19 protein-coding genes and 3 tRNA genes are annotated in these 18,821 nt (G+C 61.2%); 7 read left to right on the top strand and 15 right to left on the bottom strand.

All coding sequences use genetic code 11. The features are described 5' to 3' along the window. Nucleotides 1-1,009, bottom strand: a 1,009-nt coding sequence (gene tuf / locus AC1DXM_RS28010; RefSeq protein ID WP_477238209.1) for an elongation factor Tu, incomplete at its 3' end; no start/stop codon positions are given. A 297-nt stretch (nucleotides 1,010-1,306) separates the two neighbouring features. Between tuf and AC1DXM_RS28015 the strand changes: the two genes are divergently transcribed. Continuing rightward, nucleotides 1,307-2,194, top strand: a complete 888-nt coding sequence (locus AC1DXM_RS28015; RefSeq protein ID WP_477238211.1) for a DMT family transporter — start codon at nucleotides 1,307-1,309, stop codon at nucleotides 2,192-2,194. 48 nt (nucleotides 2,195-2,242) lie between these two features. Here the strand turns inward: AC1DXM_RS28015 and AC1DXM_RS28020 are convergent, their stop codons facing one another. Next, the gene (locus AC1DXM_RS28020) at nucleotides 2,243-2,500 is read right to left on the bottom strand and encodes a GlsB/YeaQ/YmgE family stress response membrane protein (RefSeq protein ID WP_142864859.1); all 258 of its coding nucleotides are present in this window, start codon (nucleotides 2,498-2,500) and stop codon (nucleotides 2,243-2,245) included. Between the two features lie 134 nt (nucleotides 2,501-2,634). On the opposite strand from AC1DXM_RS28020, the gene AC1DXM_RS28025 reads away from it, so the two are divergent. Then, nucleotides 2,635-3,099, top strand: a complete 465-nt coding sequence (locus AC1DXM_RS28025; protein WP_352558764.1) for a YidB family protein — start codon at nucleotides 2,635-2,637, stop codon at nucleotides 3,097-3,099. Nucleotides 3,100-3,291: 192 nt separating this feature from the next. Here the strand turns inward: AC1DXM_RS28025 and AC1DXM_RS28030 are convergent. Together AC1DXM_RS28030 and AC1DXM_RS28035 are read right to left on the bottom strand one after the other, a co-directional pair. Next, nucleotides 3,292-3,365: transfer RNA gene (locus AC1DXM_RS28030), tRNA-Gly, on the bottom strand. 27 nt (nucleotides 3,366-3,392) lie between these two features. Beyond that, nucleotides 3,393-3,477, bottom strand: a tRNA-Tyr gene (locus tag AC1DXM_RS28035). A gap of 210 nt (nucleotides 3,478-3,687) precedes the next feature. On the opposite strand from AC1DXM_RS28035, the gene AC1DXM_RS28040 reads away from it, so the two are divergent. Continuing rightward, the gene (locus tag AC1DXM_RS28040; RefSeq protein WP_477238214.1) at nucleotides 3,688-4,539 is read left to right on the top strand and encodes a TrmH family RNA methyltransferase; all 852 of its coding nucleotides are present in this window, start codon (nucleotides 3,688-3,690) and stop codon (nucleotides 4,537-4,539) included. Nucleotides 4,540-4,569: 30 nt separating this feature from the next. Here AC1DXM_RS28040 and AC1DXM_RS28045 read toward each other — a convergent pair whose 3' ends face one another. From AC1DXM_RS28045 to gcl, 3 genes are read right to left on the bottom strand one after another with little or no spacing between them, the layout of a single operon-like run. Then, on the bottom strand, nucleotides 4,570-5,457 hold the full coding sequence (locus tag AC1DXM_RS28045) for a 2-hydroxy-3-oxopropionate reductase (protein ID WP_477238216.1): 888 nt from the start codon (nucleotides 5,455-5,457) through the stop codon (nucleotides 4,570-4,572). Between the two features lie 33 nt (nucleotides 5,458-5,490). Next, on the bottom strand, nucleotides 5,491-6,288 hold the full coding sequence (gene otnI / locus AC1DXM_RS28050; protein ID WP_477238218.1) for a 2-oxo-tetronate isomerase: 798 nt from the start codon (nucleotides 6,286-6,288) through the stop codon (nucleotides 5,491-5,493). Between the two features lie 27 nt (nucleotides 6,289-6,315). Next, a complete protein-coding gene (gcl, locus tag AC1DXM_RS28055; protein WP_477238220.1) occupies nucleotides 6,316-8,097 on the bottom strand; it encodes a glyoxylate carboligase in 1,782 nt (593 codons plus the stop codon). 204 nt (nucleotides 8,098-8,301) lie between these two features. Here gcl and bhcR point away from each other — a divergent pair, with 204 nt between their 5' ends. Beyond that, entirely contained in the window at nucleotides 8,302-9,123 is an 822-nt protein-coding gene (gene bhcR / locus AC1DXM_RS28060) for an HTH-type transcriptional regulator BhcR (protein WP_477238222.1), read from the top strand. A 56-nt stretch (nucleotides 9,124-9,179) separates the two neighbouring features. Here the strand turns inward: bhcR and AC1DXM_RS28065 are convergent, their stop codons facing one another. Then, a complete protein-coding gene (locus AC1DXM_RS28065; RefSeq protein WP_477238224.1) occupies nucleotides 9,180-9,536 on the bottom strand; it encodes a hypothetical protein in 357 nt (118 codons plus the stop codon). A gap of 124 nt (nucleotides 9,537-9,660) precedes the next feature. Here AC1DXM_RS28065 and AC1DXM_RS28070 point away from each other — a divergent pair, with 124 nt between their 5' ends. Then, a complete protein-coding gene (locus AC1DXM_RS28070; protein WP_477238226.1) occupies nucleotides 9,661-10,080 on the top strand; it encodes a hypothetical protein in 420 nt (139 codons plus the stop codon). Between the two features lie 57 nt (nucleotides 10,081-10,137). Here AC1DXM_RS28070 and AC1DXM_RS28075 read toward each other — a convergent pair whose 3' ends face one another. Together AC1DXM_RS28075 and AC1DXM_RS28080 are read right to left on the bottom strand one after the other, a co-directional pair. Next, nucleotides 10,138-10,446 (bottom strand): BA14K family protein, encoded by a 309-nt coding sequence (locus tag AC1DXM_RS28075; RefSeq protein ID WP_023667455.1) that lies wholly within the window; start codon nucleotides 10,444-10,446, stop codon nucleotides 10,138-10,140. A gap of 276 nt (nucleotides 10,447-10,722) precedes the next feature. After that, entirely contained in the window at nucleotides 10,723-10,890 is a 168-nt protein-coding gene (locus AC1DXM_RS28080) for a hypothetical protein (protein ID WP_477238228.1), read from the bottom strand. A 158-nt stretch (nucleotides 10,891-11,048) separates the two neighbouring features. Here AC1DXM_RS28080 and AC1DXM_RS28085 point away from each other — a divergent pair. Next, a tRNA-Thr gene (locus AC1DXM_RS28085) sits at nucleotides 11,049-11,124 on the top strand. Between the two features lie 121 nt (nucleotides 11,125-11,245). Here AC1DXM_RS28085 and AC1DXM_RS28090 read toward each other — a convergent pair. The 5 genes from AC1DXM_RS28090 to AC1DXM_RS28110 form a co-directional block, all read right to left on the bottom strand. Further along, nucleotides 11,246-11,815, bottom strand: coding sequence for a DUF2569 family protein (locus AC1DXM_RS28090; protein WP_477238230.1), 570 nt, complete (start codon nucleotides 11,813-11,815; stop codon nucleotides 11,246-11,248). 541 nt (nucleotides 11,816-12,356) lie between these two features. Then, the gene (locus AC1DXM_RS28095) at nucleotides 12,357-13,112 is read right to left on the bottom strand and encodes a hypothetical protein (protein ID WP_477238232.1); all 756 of its coding nucleotides are present in this window, start codon (nucleotides 13,110-13,112) and stop codon (nucleotides 12,357-12,359) included. An 857-nt stretch (nucleotides 13,113-13,969) separates the two neighbouring features. Then, nucleotides 13,970-14,662, bottom strand: coding sequence for a TetR/AcrR family transcriptional regulator (locus tag AC1DXM_RS28100; protein WP_477238234.1), 693 nt, complete (start codon nucleotides 14,660-14,662; stop codon nucleotides 13,970-13,972). 66 nt (nucleotides 14,663-14,728) lie between these two features. Next, nucleotides 14,729-16,156: an amidase gene (locus tag AC1DXM_RS28105; RefSeq protein WP_477238236.1), complete on the bottom strand. Its 1,428-nt coding sequence runs from the start codon at nucleotides 16,154-16,156 to the stop codon at nucleotides 14,729-14,731. 95 nt (nucleotides 16,157-16,251) lie between these two features. Then, entirely contained in the window at nucleotides 16,252-17,286 is a 1,035-nt protein-coding gene (locus AC1DXM_RS28110; protein WP_477238238.1) for an extracellular solute-binding protein, read from the bottom strand. A 665-nt stretch (nucleotides 17,287-17,951) separates the two neighbouring features. Here AC1DXM_RS28110 and AC1DXM_RS28115 point away from each other — a divergent pair. Then, nucleotides 17,952-18,719, top strand: coding sequence for an NAD kinase (locus AC1DXM_RS28115; protein WP_477238240.1), 768 nt, complete (start codon nucleotides 17,952-17,954; stop codon nucleotides 18,717-18,719). The last annotated feature ends 102 nt before the right edge of the window (nucleotides 18,720-18,821 follow it).

Here is an 18,821-nt window from a genome sequence, read left to right on the forward strand (position 1 = left end):
TCATCACGTCGGTCGTGCGGAAGTAGAACTGCGGACGGTAGTTGGTGAAGAACGGCGTGTGACGGCCACCTTCGTCCTTGGTCAGGATGTAGGCTTCGGCCACGAACTTCTTGTGCGGCTTCACCGTGCCCGGCTTGGCCAGAACCTGGCCGCGCTCGACACCTTCACGGTCAACGCCGCGCAGCAGCGCGCCGATGTTGTCGCCGGCCTGGCCCTGATCGAGCAGCTTGCGGAACATTTCAACGCCCGTGCAGGTCGTCTTGGTCGTCGGACGGATGCCGATGATTTCCAGTTCCTCGCCGACCTTGACCACGCCACGCTCGACGCGGCCGGTCACGACCGTGCCACGGCCCGAGATCGAGAACACGTCTTCGATCGGCATCAGGAACGGCTTGTCCAGCGGACGAACCGGCGTCGGGATGTAGGCGTCGACCTGAGCCATCAGCTCGCGGATCGCGTCTTCACCGATGGTCTTGTTCGAATCTTCAAGAGCAGCCAGCGCCGAACCCTTGACGATCGGAATGTCGTCGCCGGGGAACTCGTTCTTCGACAGAAGCTCGCGAACCTCGAGCTCGACCAGTTCGAGCAGTTCCGCGTCATCGACCTGGTCGACCTTGTTCAGGAACACAACGATCGACGGCACGCCGACCTGACGGGCAAGCAGGATGTGCTCGCGGGTCTGCGGCATCGGGCCGTCGGCGGCCGAAACCACCAGGATCGCGCCGTCCATCTGTGCGGCACCGGTGATCATGTTCTTCACATAGTCGGCGTGGCCGGGGCAGTCGACGTGGGCATAGTGGCGGTTGGCCGTCTCGTATTCGACGTGAGCCGTCGAGATGGTGATGCCGCGGGCCTTCTCTTCGGGCGCCGCATCGATCTGGTCGTAGCGCTTGTATTCGCCAAAATACTTCGTGATCGCCGCCGTCAGCGACGTCTTGCCATGGTCGACGTGACCAATCGTGCCGATGTTCACATGAGGCTTAGTGCGCTCGAATTTACCTTTTGCCATAGTCTCTTTCCTTGGACGGCCTTGACCTTCAGTTCAGTCGAATGCGGGGCGATTAGCGACTACGGCCGAAAAACACAAGTGCCTTGTGGCCGGGTGCGCTGTCCACTCGGTCCTAACCGATGATCCGATTGCGGGGGTATGGCGCTGATATAGGAATGCGCGACGGGAAATGAAATGGGGGCGCCGGCTTCAGCGCGTGTCCTGCAACTCCCGGCTATGTCCTGGCTCTTCCTTGCTGGATTGGCAGCCCGCGCCTGGCCCATTGCCGCTGCGGCGCCGGTCTGATTTGCTCGTCCGATGCATTTCATCCCGACATCCATACGCGGCCCGCTGTTCATGATCGTTTCGACGGGGTCCTACCTCGTCAACGACACGATGATGAAGCTCGCTACCGCGGGCTTACCGTCCTATGAAGTGCTGTTCCTGCGCGGGGTCGCGGCCACGCTGTGGGGCATGCTGCTGTTGTATCTGCTCGGCTATCGTAAACAGATCCCGCTGATCTTCGACGGGCGCGTGCTGCGCCGCAACCTGCTCGAGCTGGCGGCGATCCTTTGCTACGTGGTGGCGCTGGCCAACATGCAGATCGCCGATTCAACCGCGCTCGGGCAGATCACCCCGCTCCTGATGCTGGTCGGCTCCTCCATTCTGTTCGGCGAGCGGATCGGCGGCGTGCGCACGGCGCTGATCGGGCTCGGCTTCGTCGGCGCGGTCATGGTGGCGCAGCCGACCATGGAGGGCATCTCGGTCTATGCCTTGCTGGCGCTCGGCAACGCTGCCCTGTCGGCCGCGCGCGATCTCGCCGGCAGGAGGGTCCCGGCCGAGGTGCCGGGCATGATCGTCGCCATTTCCGCCGTCGTAGTGGTGCTGATCGGCGCAGGTGCCGCGCATCTGGTTTCCGAGCGCTGGGTCATGCCGGAAGCCCGTCACCTGCTTTTGATGGCCGGCGCCGGGTTCTTCCTGATCTTCGGCCATTTCTTCATCTTCATGGCTTATCGCGTCGGGCCGACCGGCGTCGTGGCGCCGTTCTACTACTGCTTCACCGTCTGGGCGGTCATTTCAGGCGTGCTGGTGTTCGGGCAGTTCCCGAATGCGCTGGCCGTGTGCGGCATCCTGCTGGTGGTCGCGAGCGGACTGACGATCGTGTCGCTGGATGAACGCAAGCGCAGGCTGACCGTCGTCGCCTAGCCTTCACGGCAACGTATCGGCAGCCAGCCAGTTCGGCAGAACTGGCGCTTAGAGCGCCCGCCTGCCGCTGATCTGATGATAGGCCCACAGCACGACCACCGCGCCGATCACGGCGACAATCAGGCTCCAGATGTTGAGGCCGGTCACACCCGAAGCGCCGAAGGCGCTGAAGATCACGCCGCCGACAATGGCGCCGACAATGCCGAGCACGATATCCATGATCAGGCCCTGGCCGGTCTTGTTGACGATCTTGCTGCCGATGAAGCCGGCGATGACGCCGAGGATGATCCAGCTGATGATGCCCATTGTTCCTCTCCATTCCACCCGCTGGCCGATCATGGTCACATGATTGTCAAAAGCTCAAGCCAACTTGAAATTCGGCCCCCGCGCTCCATTCTAGCCAATGGGACGGGGCTTGGTCGCTATGGAGGATTGGACCTATGGGACTTTTTGACAACGCCGTACCCGGCGGCAACATCACCAAACCGCTGATGATCGCGCTTGGCGCGCTGCTGGTCGGAAAGATGCTGAGCGGAAGAAGTGCCGAACAGACCGACGAGCCCGCCGCCCAGCCTCAAACGCCCGCCCCCACCGGGACCACGGCTTCCGGCGATGGCGGCCTGCTCGGCGGACTGGGCGGGCTGCTCGACAAGTTGAAGGATGCCGGCCACGGCAATGTCGCCGATTCCTGGGTCGGCACCGGGCAGAACCAGCCGATCAACGCCAATGATCTTGGCAGGGCAATCGGCCCGCAGGTCATCCGCGAGATTGCCCAAAGGACCGGGCTCGACGAACAGGAGCTGCTCAAGCAGTTGTCCACCGCCCTGCCCGGCATCGTCGACAAGCTGACGCCGAACGGCCAGGTGCCGCAACAGCACCAGGTCGCGTCGGCTTTCAACAGCTAGGGCGCCGCTTTCGCTCCAGCATTTTCAGCCAAAACGCCCGGCACCGCCATGCGGCTGTCGGGCGTCGCTTCGACCAGCGCCGCGAACTGCCTGGCGGTCGATGGATCGACCGGCGTGTAGCCGGGAACCGAAAAGTCCCGACGGCAACGTCGTCGAAATATTCGCCTGAAATCTGATGCGAATTGGGAAGTTTGGAGCGGGTAGCGGGAATCGAACCCGCATATTCAGCTTGGAAGGCTGCTGCTCTACCACTGAGCTATACCCGCTTCGCTTAAAGGCTGACGGGCTGGCAGTGGTGGAGAGGGTTGGATTCGAACCAACGTAGGCTAAGCCAACGGATTTACAGTCCGTCCCCTTTAACCACTCGGGCACCTCTCCAGCCTGCCGTCGAAGCCTTGCAACGAGGCATTCTCGCCGATCCGGTCGAAACCAAGGTTTTGTCCGAAATCAGCGAAGCGCCTTATGGCGGCAAGGCCAGTGGGTGTCAACCGCACGTCTGGGCAAAATGCGCTGATTTTGACAGCCCGCCCGGCAAGCCGGCTTTCTGCCTGTATCCATGCCCTTGCGACACGGCTATAGAAGCCGGCCATGAGCAACGACAACACGCCCAAGACCGCCAAAGATACCCATTACGCGAAGCTGCGCCGCGCCCACCGCGACGAGAAGGCCGGCGGTGCGCCCGCCTTCCGGCCGCGCCAGCCGGTGCCGCCGGGCGAGAACGCCGCCGACGGACTGGTGCGACTCTATGGCCTGCACACGGTGCGGGCCGCGCTCGACAATCCGCGGCGCAAGATCAAAAAAATGCTGGTGACGCGCAACGCCGCCGAGCGGCTTGCGATTGCCGACCTCGCCGCTCTGCCGTTCAAGGCGGAGCTGGTCGAGCCCAGGGACATCGACAAGGTCACCGGTTCGGACGCCGTCCACCAGGGCGTCCTGATCGAAGCCGAGCCGCTGAAGCCCAAGCGCCTCGACGCGCTCGGCGACACCAAACTGGTGCTGGTGCTTGACCAGGTCACCGACCCGCACAATGTCGGCGCCATCCTGCGCTCGGCGGTCGCCTTCGGCGCTGGCGCGCTGATCACCACCGCCCGCCACAGCCCTCAGGAATCCGGCGTGCTGGCAAAATCGGCCTCCGGCGCGCTGGAACACATCGACCAGATCGAGGTGAAGAACCTGGCCGACGCGCTGGGACAGCTGCACGAAGCCGGCTTCCAGACCATCGGCCTCGATTCGGACGGTCCGGCGGAGCTCGAAACCAGTTTTTCAGGCGAGAAGATCGCGCTGGTGCTGGGCGCCGAGGGCAAGGGCCTGCGCCAGAAAACACGAGAGACGGTGACGACCCTCGCCCGCCTCGACATGCCCGGCGCCATCCGGTCGCTCAACGTGTCGAACGCGGCGGCGGTGAGCCTTTATGCGGCGCGGAAATTCCTGGGAAAGTGAATGGTGAATGGTTGAGCGGCTTGCCATTCACTATTCACCCACTTCATGTCCTGCCATCCGCTCCAGCGCGCGAACCAGCGCTGAATGATCCTCCTTCGCCCCGCCATTAGCCGCACATGAGTTGAACAGCTGCTGCGTGGTCGAGGTGTTGGGCAGCGAAACACCAAGCGCCTTGGCACCTTCCAGCGCAAGATTAAGGTCCTTCTGGTGCAGTTCGATGCGAAAGCCCGGCGCGAAGGTGCGCTTGACCATGCGCTCGCCATGCACTTCGAGGATGCGCGATGCCGCCAGTCCGCCCATCAGCGCCTGCCTGACCTTGGCCGGATCGGCGCCGGCTTTTGAGGCAAAGACCAGCGCCTCGGCGACGGCTTCGATGGTCAGCGCAACGACGATCTGGTTGGCGACCTTGGTGGTCTGGCCGACGCCGTTCGGACCGACCAGCGTGATGTTCTTGCCCATCTTTTCAAAGATAGGTCTGGCGCGCTCGAACGCCTTGTCCTCGCCGCCGACCATGATGGTCAGCGACACCGCCTTGGCGCCGACCTCGCCGCCCGACACCGGCGCATCGAGATAGTCGCAGCCGAGATCGTTTATTTTCTGGGCGAAAACCTTGGTCTCGATCGGCGAGATCGAGCTCATGTCGATAACCAGCTTGCCCTTGGTGAGGCCGGCGGCGACGCCATTATCGCTGAACAGAACCTCTGCGACTTGAGGCGTGTCAGGCACCATCGTGATGATGATATCAGCCGCGTTCGCCACGGCGGCATGGCCGCAGACAGTCTTCAGGCCCTTGGCGACGAGATCGGCCGGTGGTTTCGAGCGGTGGTCGCTGGCGATGACGGTGTAGCCAGCATCGAGCAGATGCCCCGCCATCGGCGCGCCCATGATGCCGAGGCCGATGAAGCCGATGGTGTCCATTGTTTCTCTCCAAATGACTGCGTGAAACGCGGCCTAAGCCGCTGCGCTCCCCTGCCCGTTGAGCTCCCGGAACCACCCCAGGCCAGCCTCCGTTCCCGCCTTTGGCTTGTATTCCGCCCCAACCCAGCCCGAATAACCAATCCGGTCGATGTGCTCGTAGAGGAAGGGATAATTGATCTCGCCCATCCCCGGCTCGTGACGGCCGGGATTGTCCGCAAGCTGGATATGCGCGATGCGGCCAAGGTTGGCCTCGATGGTACGGGCGAGATCCCCCTCCATGATCTGCATGTGGTAGATGTCGTATTGCAAATAGAGGTTCTTCGAGCCGACGCGGTCGATCAGCGCCAGCGCCTGGTCCGAATAGTTGAGGAAGAACCCCGGAATGTCGCGCGTGTTGATCGGCTCGATCAGCAGCCTGATGCCGGCCTGCTCCAGTTTCTCCGCCGCAAACGCCAGGTTCTCGGCAAAGGTATTTTCCAGCACCGAGCGATCCACGCCCTGCGGCGCGATGCCGGCGAGGCAATTGACCTGCTCGCAGCCTAGTGCGTGGGCGTAAGAGATCGCCTTGGCGATGCCTTGCCGGAATTCCGGCACGCGGTCGGGCAAAACGGCAATGCCGCGCTCGCCCTTGCCCCAGTCGCCGACCGGCAGGTTGAACAGCACCTGTGTCAGCCCGTTCTTTTTCAGCCGCGCCGCGACCACGTCAGGCGCATGATCATACGGGCCGATATATTCGACGCCCTTGAAGCCGACCCGGGCGGCGGCGTCAAAACGATCCAGGAATTCATGCTCGCCAAACAGCATCGACAGATTGGCAGAAAAACGCGGCATTCTTTTTCTCCTTCTTCCCGCCAAAGCTTAATCCAGGAGGACGATGGCCGTCGGCGCATCCTCATGGCTTTCGGCAAGGTCCTCGAATTCGGTGATCTTGTCGATTTCCGTGCCCATGGAAATGTTGGTGACGCGTTCGAGGATGAATTCGAGCACCACGGGCACCTGATGCTCCTTCATCAGCCGCTGCGCTTCCTTGAAGGCGCCGGCGAACTCTTCCGGCTTGCGCACCCGCACCGCCTTGCAGCCCATCGCCTCGGCGACCGCGACATGGTCGACGCCGTAGCCGGCCTCTGGATCGTTGGCCCGGTTGACGTTCTCGAAGGCGAGGCTGACCTCGAAATCCATCGAAAAACCGCGCTGTGCCTGGCGGATCAGGCCGAGATAGGCGTTGTTCACGACGACATGGATGTAGGGCAATTTGTGCTGCGCGCCGGCCGCCAGCTCCTCGATCATGAACTGGAAGTCGTAGTCGCCCGACAGTGCCACGATGGTGCGGTCCGGATCGGCGGCGCGCACGCCAAGGGCGGCCGGCAGCGTCCAGCCGAGCGGGCCGGCCTGGCCGCAATTGATCCAGTTGCGCGGCTTGTAGACATGCAGGAACTGCGCCCCGGCGATCTGCGACAGGCCGATCGTGGTGACATAGGTGGTGTCGCGGCCGAAGGCCTTGTTCATCTCCTCGTAGACGCGCTGCGGCTTCAGCGGCACCTGGTCGAAATGCGTCTTGCGCTTCATCGTCTTCTTGCGACTCTGGCACTCCTTCGCCCAGCCCGACCAGTCGCGCAGTTTTCTCGCCGTCTTCCATTCGGTGGCGACGTCGAGCAGCATCTTCAGCGCCGCACCGGCATCCGAGACCACGCCGAGATCCGGTGCGAAGACGCGGCCGATCTGCGTCGGCTCGATGTCGACATGGATGAACTTCTTGCCCTTGGTGTAGACATCGACCGAACCGGTGTGGCGGTTGGCCCAGCGGTTGCCGATGCCGAAGACGAAATCGGCCTCCAGCATCGTCGCATTGCCGTAGCGGTGCGAAGTCTGCAGCCCGCACATCCCGGCCATCAGCCGGTGGTCGTCGGGGATCGCTCCCCAACCCATCAGCGTCGGGATGACCGGCACGCCGGTGATCTCGGCGAATTCGATCAGCAGATCCGACGCATCGGCATTGATGATGCCGCCGCCGGCAACGATCAGCGGCTTGTCCGCCGCGTTGAGCATCGCCAGCGCCTTTTCGGCCTGGGCGCGCGACATGGCCGGCTTGAACGGGACGAGCGGCTCATAGGCGTCGATGTCGAACTCGATCTCGGCCAGTTGCACGTCGACCGGCAGGTCGATCAGCACCGGACCCGGCCGCGACGAGCGCATCAAATGAAATGCCTTCTGCAACGCCATCGGCACGAGATAAGGCTCCATGACCGTAACCGCCCATTTGGCGACGGGCGCTGCGATGGCGGCGATGTCGACGGCCTGAAAATCCTCCTTGTTCAGCCGTGCCCGCGGCGCCTGGCCGGTGATGCACAGGATCGGAATGGAATCTGCCGCCGCCGAATAGAGCCCGGTGATCATATCGGTGCCGGCCGGACCTGATGTGCCGATGCACAGGCCGATATTGCCGGCCTTGGCCCGCGTGTAGCCTTCAGCCATATGCGAGGCCGCCTCGACATGGCGCGCCAGTATGTGACGGATCGAGCCCCGCGCCTTCAGCGCCGAATAGAATGGATTGATCGCTGCGCCCGGCACGCCGAAGCCGCAGGAAATGCCTTCCTTTTCGAGAACTAGAACCGCTGCATCGACAGCGCGCATCCTGGCCATGTCCAGCCTCCGCAAGATTGTTGGTTGGCTGACAATGCCAGCGCCTCGTTCATTTTTCAATTTTTTCAGAATATTTTTTCATTTCGAGAAAACGGCTTCTATCGATTGATTTTACTGGATTTTTCGTTTTCCACGAATCCGGCTCGAAAAATAAGTGAAAAACTTTTTCATTGTGCTTTTGGAGAAATCGGCGACAATGCCGCCATGGAGACCAGCGAAAAACGCCAGCGCGGCCGTCCCCGCGCCTTCAACGGCCCGGCCGAGGCCGGTTCGGTGCAGTCGCTTGACCGCGCCTTGCGCATCCTGGCCATCGTCGCCGAAGGCAGCGGCCTGTCGCTGAGCGAGATTGCGGCGCGCAGTGAGCTAGCGGCCTCCACCGCCTACCGCATGCTGACGACGCTGCAGAACCACGGGATGGTCGAATTCGATACGTCGGACCAGCTATGGTCGATCGGCGTCGAGACCTACCGCATGGGCGCGGCCTTCCTGCGCCGGCGCAAGCTGGTCGACCGCGCCCGCATCGTCATGCAGGAATTGATGGAAAAGACCGGCGAGACAGCCAATCTCGGCGTCGCCGAGGACGATTGCGTGGTTTTTGTCAGCCAGGTCGAGACGCATCAGGCGATCCGCGCCTTCTTCCGGCCGGGCACGCGCAGCTCCTTCCATGCCTCCGGCATCGGCAAGGCGGTGCTGGCGCAGCTCGAGCCGGAACGCGTCGCCGCCATCCTGCGCAAGTCGGGCCTGCAGCGCTTCACCGACAAGACGCTGTCGGACATTTCGGCGCTCGCCCATGATCTGGCTGTCATCAAGCATCGCGGCTGGTCGGTCGACGACGAGGAACGCCATCCCGGCATGCGCTGCGTGGCCGCCGCCATCTTCAACGAGTTCGGCGAGCCGATCGGCGGTGTTTCGGTCTCCGGCCCGACGGTGCGGGTGACGCCGGAGCGGCTGGACGAGATCGGGCCGCTGGTGCGCGATGCCGCAGCAGAAGTGACCAAGATGATCGGCGGACATAAGTCAGGCTGATCAGCCGAATTTTCAGGCTGCGAGCGACCCGAGAGATCGGCCATCGTCTCTCGGCGTCATGCGCCCGGCAACGCGCTCCGTACCGAAATCTCGAAGAAATCGAGCAGGATCGCCCCGCCGACGCCGCAGGCAGTGAAGATGAGACCGGTGATGAAGATGCGGTTGGCGCGCTCAAAAATGCGTCGTTGCAGCGACGCGATGTCGAGCAATATGGCAAGCGCCCGCATCTGCAAGGCGATACCGATCAGGATCGGCACGACCGCGACCAGGTGGTAGGCCCGCCACGGAATGGGATTGGCGGCCCAGTGGGTGATGAAACCCAGCGAAAAGGCGAGCAGGAGCCCGACGGTGGTGACGGTGCCGTTGCGAAAAGCCGTTTCGACCAGATCTTCCTTCGGGTCCTGCTCGTCCAAGCCACCCTCCCCTCAATTGGCGCTCGGGTGGCAGACTAGACTTTCGCAAAATCGCTGTACATCGCCGGCCACATGGACGTTGCCCGTCTTGCCGCGGCTTTCGCAGGCATGCAAAAGGGCGAGCATGCGGAAAACGATCCAGCTTTTGCTCTTAGCTTCGCTTTGCGGTTGCGTGGCGACGACACCGCCGCCACCTGAACCCGCCGCGAGCCAGCGCACCGATCCGATTGCGATCTCGCTCGCCCTGGAGGAGACCATCACCATTGGCGTGCGCCAGCACTTGAAAAATCCCGTCGCGGCGAGGTTCGGACCCATACTTGCCGGCGAGCGCAGGGGGAACGGCCGCAAAGAGGTCGTGGTATGCGGCTCTGTCGATGAAAGGAACACTGCCGGCGGCTCTGCTGACTATGAGCCTTTCCTTGGCAAGATCTACCCGGATGCCGACGACAGCTTCGAACTCACCGCGATGGGCAACACGCATCAAGGCGCGATTGCGGATGCCTGCCGCGCAGCAGGCTTGCCGATCGATACGCAGAAATCCTAGCGCGAATAATGAAAAAGGGGCTGTGGAGCCCCTACTTCATTGCCTGAAACCGACCTGTTAAAGGCGGCAGTAGTGGCGATAGCCGTCGTAGCCGACATAGGTGTCGGAGTACGGATCGTAGCTGGCGTAGCGATTGGCGCAGCGGCGGACGTGCCAGGAACCACCCTCGTCGTCGACATAGACGGTGCGCGGCTGCTGGTTGAGCAGGCTGCCGAGGACGAAGCCGCCTACGCCGGCGGCGATGCCGATGCCGATTTCGCGGTTGTGGTGATGGCTGTGGGCGGCCGAGGGCTGGACGGTGCCGACCAGCGAGGTGGCGGCGACGGTGGAGGCAATGAGGGCCGAAGCGATTTTGCGCGTGAACATGATGATCTCCTTGTTTCGTTGCTAGAGGCGATCCGTCCGCCTCTTGATCATCTGTCGTTGCGGCGCCGAAAAAGGTTCGAAGCGGTTTTTGATTTTTTTCACGGGCCGGCAAAACCCTGCTGCGGCAAGGGTCTCGTCGCCTCGGTGGATCTTCGCGCCACAGCGAAGGGTTGGAGGGTTGCAAAGCGAATAGCGAGTAGTGAGTAGCGAGTAGCGAAATGGCGTTCGGGAGCTAAAGCTTCCCTATTCGCTACTCCCTATTCGCTATTCGCTCCCCTACCCCATTCCTGTGACATGCCGCAGCCAGAACGCCATCGCGATGAAACCGACGATGGTGGCGATACCGGTCCAGTCGATGTTGGCGCGCTTCACATCCTTGATGAGCTTCACCACGAGAAACCAGGCGATGACGACGAGCGGGAGAATGATGACAAGTCTGATCATGCGAGCCCCCTAACCAGGCGATTGCACCTCAACAATATGTAGGAAAGGAATTGGCGGTTTTCAGCATGGCGGCGCCAGCAGGCCCGGCGGGTCCATTAGCAATCGAAAACGGAGTTTTGTCTTTACTGGCGCACCAAATATGCTAACCGGAGCGCCGTGCCCTTGTAGCTCAGCTGGTAGAGCAGCGGTTTTGTAAACCGAAGGTCGGCGGTTCGATTCCGTCCGGGGGCACCACCCTTCGCTCTTCGAGCTTCGGGTGGCAAGCCACCTGAAGCTCGTTAGACGAAGGAGTGTCCTCCGAAGCCTTGGCGTAGGAGGACTGCTGACGGCCAAGCGAAAAACCGAACTCCCCGCCTTACTGAAAGGCAGTCGCGATCTGCGCACTTGCCGCAGCCCTGTCGAACGTGTTTCTGACCCTGACGGAGTTGTAGAGATAGGCAACCCAAATTCCTGATACTACGAAGGAAACAATGGGCTTGACCAGCGCATCTCCGGCAAGGATCTGGCTTACCGGAACCTGAATAAGAGCGGAGACCCAAACAACGTCGACTACGAACACGACCGGGATTGCAATCCACTGGAGCAGAAACAGCCTCTTGAAACGGGGACTGCGCCGAAACATAGCAATGGTAACAACCAGCTGAAGCACCAAAAATGCCAGCAACAACACGACCTCGCCATAGGTCGTCAACGGACCGTAGGGAAGCGTCATCAGCTGCTTGTAACCTTCGATTGATGCAGCGAATTCGCCCAGTGTGCGCAATGGCGACACGGTCTGACCGAGTGCGAGCAGCAAAAGCCACCCCCCAAACCCCACCAAATCGCTCTTATCCTGTGAAGGTTTGCGTGCTGACCGGACAGCGAAGAAGACGGGCACGCCGATCAGCAGCAACAAGATCGCCCAATGCCAAATTGAAAACTGCATCCATACCCCTCCCTCTAATGCTCTTTTAAGTTGTATATTGTTTTCTGATACAACTCAATAGTGTCCTCTGGAAATCGATTGTACGACACCCAAGGCAAGCCGATCGACGGGTATCTGGTGCAATGCGCCAAGCTCGCCGGCACCTATGGCAGTGTCCTAGCGGATCAAGGCATCAACTCAACATGCCGCGGAAACGCCTGATGCAGCAGGAGGAGCATGGTTTTGCGCAGCACGTCGGTGTCACGGCTGGATGGATTGAGATGATCCCAGTACCAGGCGCCGTGAACCGGATAGTTCAGGCTCTCTGACAGCGTGTCTATGTCGACGCCGGTATAACCGCCACTGCGGGAAATCTCGATCAGCAGCTCTCGCGGGCTTCGGCGGTGTAGGCGAGATCGCTGGGCAGGCCGATTTCATTGTAGATCCGCATGCTCTGCGGTCGCTGGAGAACACGACGAACACCGAGACGCCTGCCGGCGACCTGAAGAATATCCTCAGCCACGATATCGACGGGCGGCTGCAGTTCTATCGGCGTTGGGCGCTAGGCTTCCGCAGCTTTGCACTGTCCATCAGAGCCCATCGCGCCAATCTCCCTTGCAACTCGAGCTACACTTTCCTGCAGACCGCCTTCATCCGACGTATCGATGCTCAATACGAACCTGCCGCTGCCGAGAAGGATGCTTTTTACGTGGTCGATTATTGGGATCGATTGCAGGTTGGTTCTGCAATCCGCCTCGAACATGCGCTCCAAATAGGTCTGCCGAAGGAGCCGAGCACTCAGGCGCTGTGACAGCAATGGCTCGGCCGCGCTGGTAGCTATGGCGAGATGCGATGATGGGATCAGTTCCAAAGCAGATTTAAGTTTCTCTATGTCCGAAACGCCGCTGAACACGCCTAATGAAACGACAAGCTGGATAAAACCTTGGTCGAAGATCACAATCTGACGAGCGTCGTACGGTTGATGCCAAACGTGGGAGAGAGCCATGAGATACTGACTGAACCTGATCAGCCAGATCGGATTTCTCGGCGTCAGAATCCTTATCAGCTTGCCGGCCAGTCTGAACCCTTCGGCGTTGTCGATAGGGTGACAAGCAAAGGCGGCAGTCCTGATCGTTGATATGGCAAGACGGTGTAGTGCATAGCGGAACCCACCAGGGTCTAGCGGTGAGCGATGGACACCGGGTTCATATGAAAGCACTACCTTGGCGTCGTAGCCTTGTGCTTGCAGATGACGTTGAAGCGCATGAGCGAAAGTGGTCTTACCTGAGCCGGCCGGACCAAATAGCTCGATGATCACTTTTCGGCCCTCGAAGGCGCTTGAAATTGGCAACCGCTGTAAACCAGGAGCCCCTCCTGGATGATCGGAAGGCCAATAACGGCACTCACGCATGCGTCTGCATTGGCGGGTGCATTTTACCCTCCAAGGCGGCCGCCAAGAAAGCGTCTGTTGCCCGTCTGGGCCCAATGCGTGTGCGAGTCAGACTTTGGTCCCTCAAGGGAGTGCGGGACGAAGAAATGGCGTGGGGATCTAATACCTTCCGATGGCAAAGCGCTTTTCGATTTCCGACTTTGGTCTGTTGCACAGTAAGCCCAAAGCCCCCGGCAGGAACCATTGCTTAGCATGGAAGTTCAAGTCACACTTGGTGGCTCAGCTGAAGACCGCCACCGTTCAATTTCGGTGCATTGCTGGGGGAGTGGCTCCATGCCCATTTCAGAAAAAATGATGGACGAGTACCTAAAATTTGAATGCCCCAACTGTTCCCATGTAATCGTAAAAAGGGGCTCGTGGGTGAAGGTTATATCTGCCTTCAACTGCGATCACTGCGACGCGAGGATCAGGATCGGTTATATGACCAAGCTCGCGCTTTTCGATCAAAAAATGCAGAGCATGCGCCTATCATAGTCCAACGTGTCCCTGAGCGAGGGAAACTTCCAGGCGGCCCGACAGATCATTGGGGTGAATCCGTGAACTGTCGGGCCTGACCGGCCCGAGGGCTTGGGAGCCAGGCCGGCTGATCAAATCGTATATATTAGGGACTGCTTAAAAAAGCCCTTATTGACGATTTCCCCAACTGAGGGTGGCACCTCGAAACAACAAATGGCGAGGGTACGTTTGAGCGCATGCTTGATGCTCGGAACGTCCTGATCGGGAGCCTAGCGCATCGACTCAAAATGCCGCGGAAATGCCTGGTGCAGCAGGAGTAGCATGGTCTTGCGCAGCACGTCGGTGTCACGGCTGGACGGGTTGAGATGATCCCAATACCAGGCGCCGTGAACCAGATAGTTCAGGCTCTCCGATAACGTGTCAATGTCGACGCCGGTGTAGCCGCCGTCACGGGCGATTTCTATCAGCAGATCGCGGGCTTCGGCGGTGTAGGCGAGATCGCTGGGCAGGCCGATTTCATTGTAGATCTGCATGCTTTTGCGGTCGCTGGAAAACACGACGAAGACCGACACCCATTTCGGATGCAGCCGGGCAAAGCGCTGCGCGCAATCGACCGCGCCCAGCGCCCTCTCGACAGGCGACAGGCCGGGCGCCCGCACCAGCGTCACCCACAGCGCGTCATACTGATCGCTGAGATACTGCAGAACGGCCCGGAACAGGTTCTCCTTGCTGCGAAAATGAAAGACCACCAGCGCGTTGGACGAGCCGACATGCTCGGCGATGCGCTGCATTGTGACGCTAGCCAAGCCCTCCTCCGCGATGAGCTCGATGGTGGCGTCGATGATGCGCTGGATGCTCGCTTCGCCGCGCTCGCGCCGGCGGTCCTTGGGCGCGGCGTCGTTCGCTGCACCCTTGGTCGCCCTGTCTTTTCCCGCCTCAGCGGTGGCTTTGCGTTGCGCCATTGTCGTCAAGCCTTTCCCCGGCGAAAACATCCCGCCGCTGCTTTGGCACGCCGGCGCGTTGCGGACTCAGAGCGACGGGCGCGTCCCCGCATTCATGTACCATTGACCCTGAGCCGTCTCATAGGCCATCGCCGCCCGGAAAACATCGGCGTCGCTATAGGTGCGGCCGACGATCTGGATGCCGGTCGGCACGCCATTGGCGGCGCGGCCCGACGGCACGGACAGAACCGGGCAGCGGCTCAGCATGTTGAACGGCGTCGTCATCACCCAACCCAGCGACGGGTTTACTTGCTCGCCGTTGATCTCGACCTTGCCTTTGGTCTGATCGAATTCCGCCGGCACCGCCGGAAGCGCGTTTGTCGGGCAGATCAGCACGTCGTATTTTTCCAGCAACGGCCCCAGCATCTGGTACATCCTGGCCGCTACGTCCAGGGTCGCGACAAAATCCGTCGCCTTCGACTTCTGCCCATCCTGCGCAAACTGCCTGGCATAGCTGGTCATGTCCTTGCCGTGCTTGGCGAGCAGTGGCGACAGCGAGGCGCCGAAAAGATGCTCCAGATAGGCCATGCCCGCCTTGAGCACCTCGTCGCCCCAGCCGAGGTCGACCTCCTCGACGGTAGCGCCGAGCGAGCAGAACACGTCGCAGGCAGCGAGCGTGTTCTTGCGCACGTCAGGGTGAACCTCAAAAGAACCAAGATCCATGGAAAAGGCGATCTTCCAGCCCTTGATCGGCTTGTAGTCGTTGGGCAGGCGCAGTTTCGGGCGAAGCGTGGCGATGTCGAGCGGGCTCGGCCCGGCCATGACATTCTGCAGCAGGATCGCATCGCCAACGTTTCGGGCCAGCGGCCCGGTGTGGCAATAGAAGTCGAGGTTGAAGGGCGGCTCGTCGGGGTTGCGGCCGTAAGGCGGCTTGAAGCCGACCAGGCCGCAGGCCGAGGCCGGGATGCGGATCGAGCCGGCAATGTCCGAGCCGGTGGCAATCGACGATGTGCCCGAGGCCAGCGTCGCCGCCGAACCGCCCGACGACCCGCCCGGCGTATAATCCGGATTCCAGGGGTTGCGCGTCACGCCCCAGCGCTTCGACCAGGTGTAACCGGCGCAGCTGAATTCGGGTGTCGCCGTGCGGGCATGCACTATGCCGCCGGCCTTCATGACACGCTCGTTCATCGTCGACGTGTGGCCACCAATGGCGTCCTTCGAAAGCAGCGAGCCATGCGAGGTCGGCTTGCCCTTGATGTAGCTCTCATCCTTGATGCCGATCGGCAGGCCTTCCAGCGCCCCGGTTTTGGCGCCCTTGGCGTATTTGGCTTCCGCCTTCCTGGCGAGAGCCATCGCCTCGTCGAAATGCTCGAAAGTGAAGCAGTTGATCGTCGCCTTGGTCGCCTCGGCGCGGTCGATTGTCGCCTGCATCAGGTCGACAGGCGACAGTTTCTTCGCCTTGAACAGCCGCAACGCCTCGCTGGCCGGCATGTAGCAAAGGTCGAGATCGGACATCGAAAATCTCCCGCGGCGGCTGGACCGCATCTGAGAATGGCCGGGCCGCAGGGTGCGGCCCGAAGGATGTTGGTCAGGTTCGGTTGACGGCGCGGCTATTTCTGCAGGTCGGTCCAGATCCTGGTGTAGAGCGCCTGGATGTCGGCGGGACAGGTCGGCATGAACTGGCCCTTGTCGGCAAATTCGGCCGGAACATCCACTTCGGGTGCTCCCTTCATGTCGTCCGGCAGGAAGGGCTCGGAGCCCTTGATGCCGTTGGCGTAGTGCGCGAAGGCCGAGATCAGCGCGGCATTCTTCGGGTCCATGATGAAATTCTGGAAGAGCTTGGCGTTCTCGACGTTCTTGGCGTCCTTGAGCACCGCGACATTGTCCATCCAGATCGGAAAGCCTTCCTTGGGATAGCCGTAGACGATCTTGTCGTTCTCAATCCGCTCGCGCAGCGATATGCCGTTCCAGTTGACGCCGGCGGCAATGTCGCCTCGGCCGAGGCCATCAACGGCAGCGTAATCGAGCGATAGCCATTTGCCCTTCGCCTCGACAAGCTTGTCATGCACCTTCTTCAGCAGCGCCTTGTCGTCGGTGCAATACTTGCCGCCCTCATAGGCAATGGCCAGGAACATGATGTCCCCCATTTCGGGCACGACATTGATCTTGCCGACGAGTTCCGGCGGCGGATCGAGGAAAATCGCGGACGTGTTCGGATCGCCCGCATAGACCGATTTGTTGACCGAGATGCCGGTCGTGCCCCATTGCCACGGCACTGAGTATTTGCGGCCGGGATCGAACGGCACATCGACCCATCTCGGATCGACATTTCTAAAATTCTCCATCGTGTTGGGATCGGTTTCCAGCAGCAGGCCTTCGCTGATCCAGATCGGCATGACACTGGCCGAGGGCACGACGATGTCGTAGCCGGAAGCGCCCTGGCGGACCTTGGCCAAGGCGGTGTCGTTGGAATCGTAGTCGGTGACGGTGACCTTGATCTTGTAGGTGTCCTCGAACTTCTTGATCAGCTCCGGACTGGTGTAGTTGCCCCAATTGTAGATCTGGAGTTCGCCATCGGCGCGGGCAATGCCGGTCATCGCCAGCAGCGACAGGCCGAGCGCCGTCGCGGTGGATTTCAGCTGCATGCTTATTGTCTCCCATTGTCGGGACCGGCGGCATTGCCGCCTCGAGTCCGTATGTTCCCTTCGTCCTGGTGGTCATTCACCGGCGGATGCCGGCTGACCAACTCGGTATGTCCACAAAGGTATTAGTTACTAAACATACAGTCAATATCTTTTTGCTGGCCCAGACGTCGACGACGCGTGGTCGATGCCGTCAAACCTACAGATTCAGGCAATGGGTGAGGGATTGCCGCCGCGCCGTCGGCGGTCGCTTGCGGCTTCAGCCTACAATGCGTTCTGCGGGCATGGCATGCTGGCGTCGCCGCAGCGTGAGGCCGTCGGCCTTGGCCTGGAACTCATGTCCTCGGACTGCCGCACAAGTTCGGCGAAGAGAAGCGCGAAACTTCCCAGCATGAGGAAGACGATAATCAGGCGTGTCACCGGCAATAGACAGGTCTCAACTGGCTAGCCCCCAGCCACCCATCCTCTGCCGGCTAACATGATCGATCGGGCTTTACGAGTGTTTAAGCTCGCTCTTAACCATCACATTCGCCTCTCCGGCGACATGAAGCGAGAGCCACCGGTTTTCGATCCGGCGCAGCCGCGGTGGGACCGGACGCGGCCTCCCTTTGCAGATGCGCTTGCCCATGCTACCCCACGCAACCGCCGCCGACCGCCATCGGGAAGTCATGAGCAACGCCAGTCTCGCCTTCGTCTCGTCCGACACCGCCGATGCCAGGGCGGCGATGGAAAGCCTGTCGGCCCGCTATGGCCAGGCCTCGTTCGAGGACGCCGAGGTGGTGGTGGCGCTGGGTGGCGACGGCTTCCTGCTGCAGACCTTGCGCGACACGATGAGCACGGGAAAGAAGGTCTACGGCATGAACCGTGGCACCATCGGTTTCCTGATGAACGAATACCGCGTCGGCGGCCTCACCGAACGCATCGCCGCCGCCGTCGCCGAAACGATCCGGCCGCTGGAGATGCTGGCGGTGACGCATGAGGGCGAGACGGTTTCAGCACTTGCCATCAACGAAGTGGCGCTGTGGCGCCAATCCTATCAGACCGCAAAAATCCGCATCACCGTCGACGAACAGGTCCGGATCGAGGAACTGAACTGCGACGGCGTGATGATCGCGACGCCGGCCGGCTCCACCGCCTACAATCTGTCGGCGCACGGGCCGATCCTGCCGCTCGACGCACCGCTGCTCGCGCTGACCCCGGTCAGCCCGTTCCGGCCGCGCCGTTGGCGGGGCGCCCTTTTGTCCAACCAGGCGACCGTTCGCTTCGATATTCTGGAGCCGGAAAAGCGCCCGGTGAACGCCGCTGCCGACCACACCGAGGTCAAGGCGGTGGCTTCCGTCACGGTTCGGGAATCACTGAGCGCGACGGCGACGCTGCTGTTTGACCCCAACCATTCGTGGAACGAACGCATTCTCGCCGAGCAGTTTCGCTATTGAGCCGGCGCAAAAAGACACTACCTGATTAAGCATCGCGATTAAGCTTACGTTTCACAATCGCGCCAATCCCGCCCGTTTCTGTTGACAAATCGCGGGCTTGCG

It is taken from the genome of Mesorhizobium sp. P3_A2 (genome assembly GCF_056403115.1).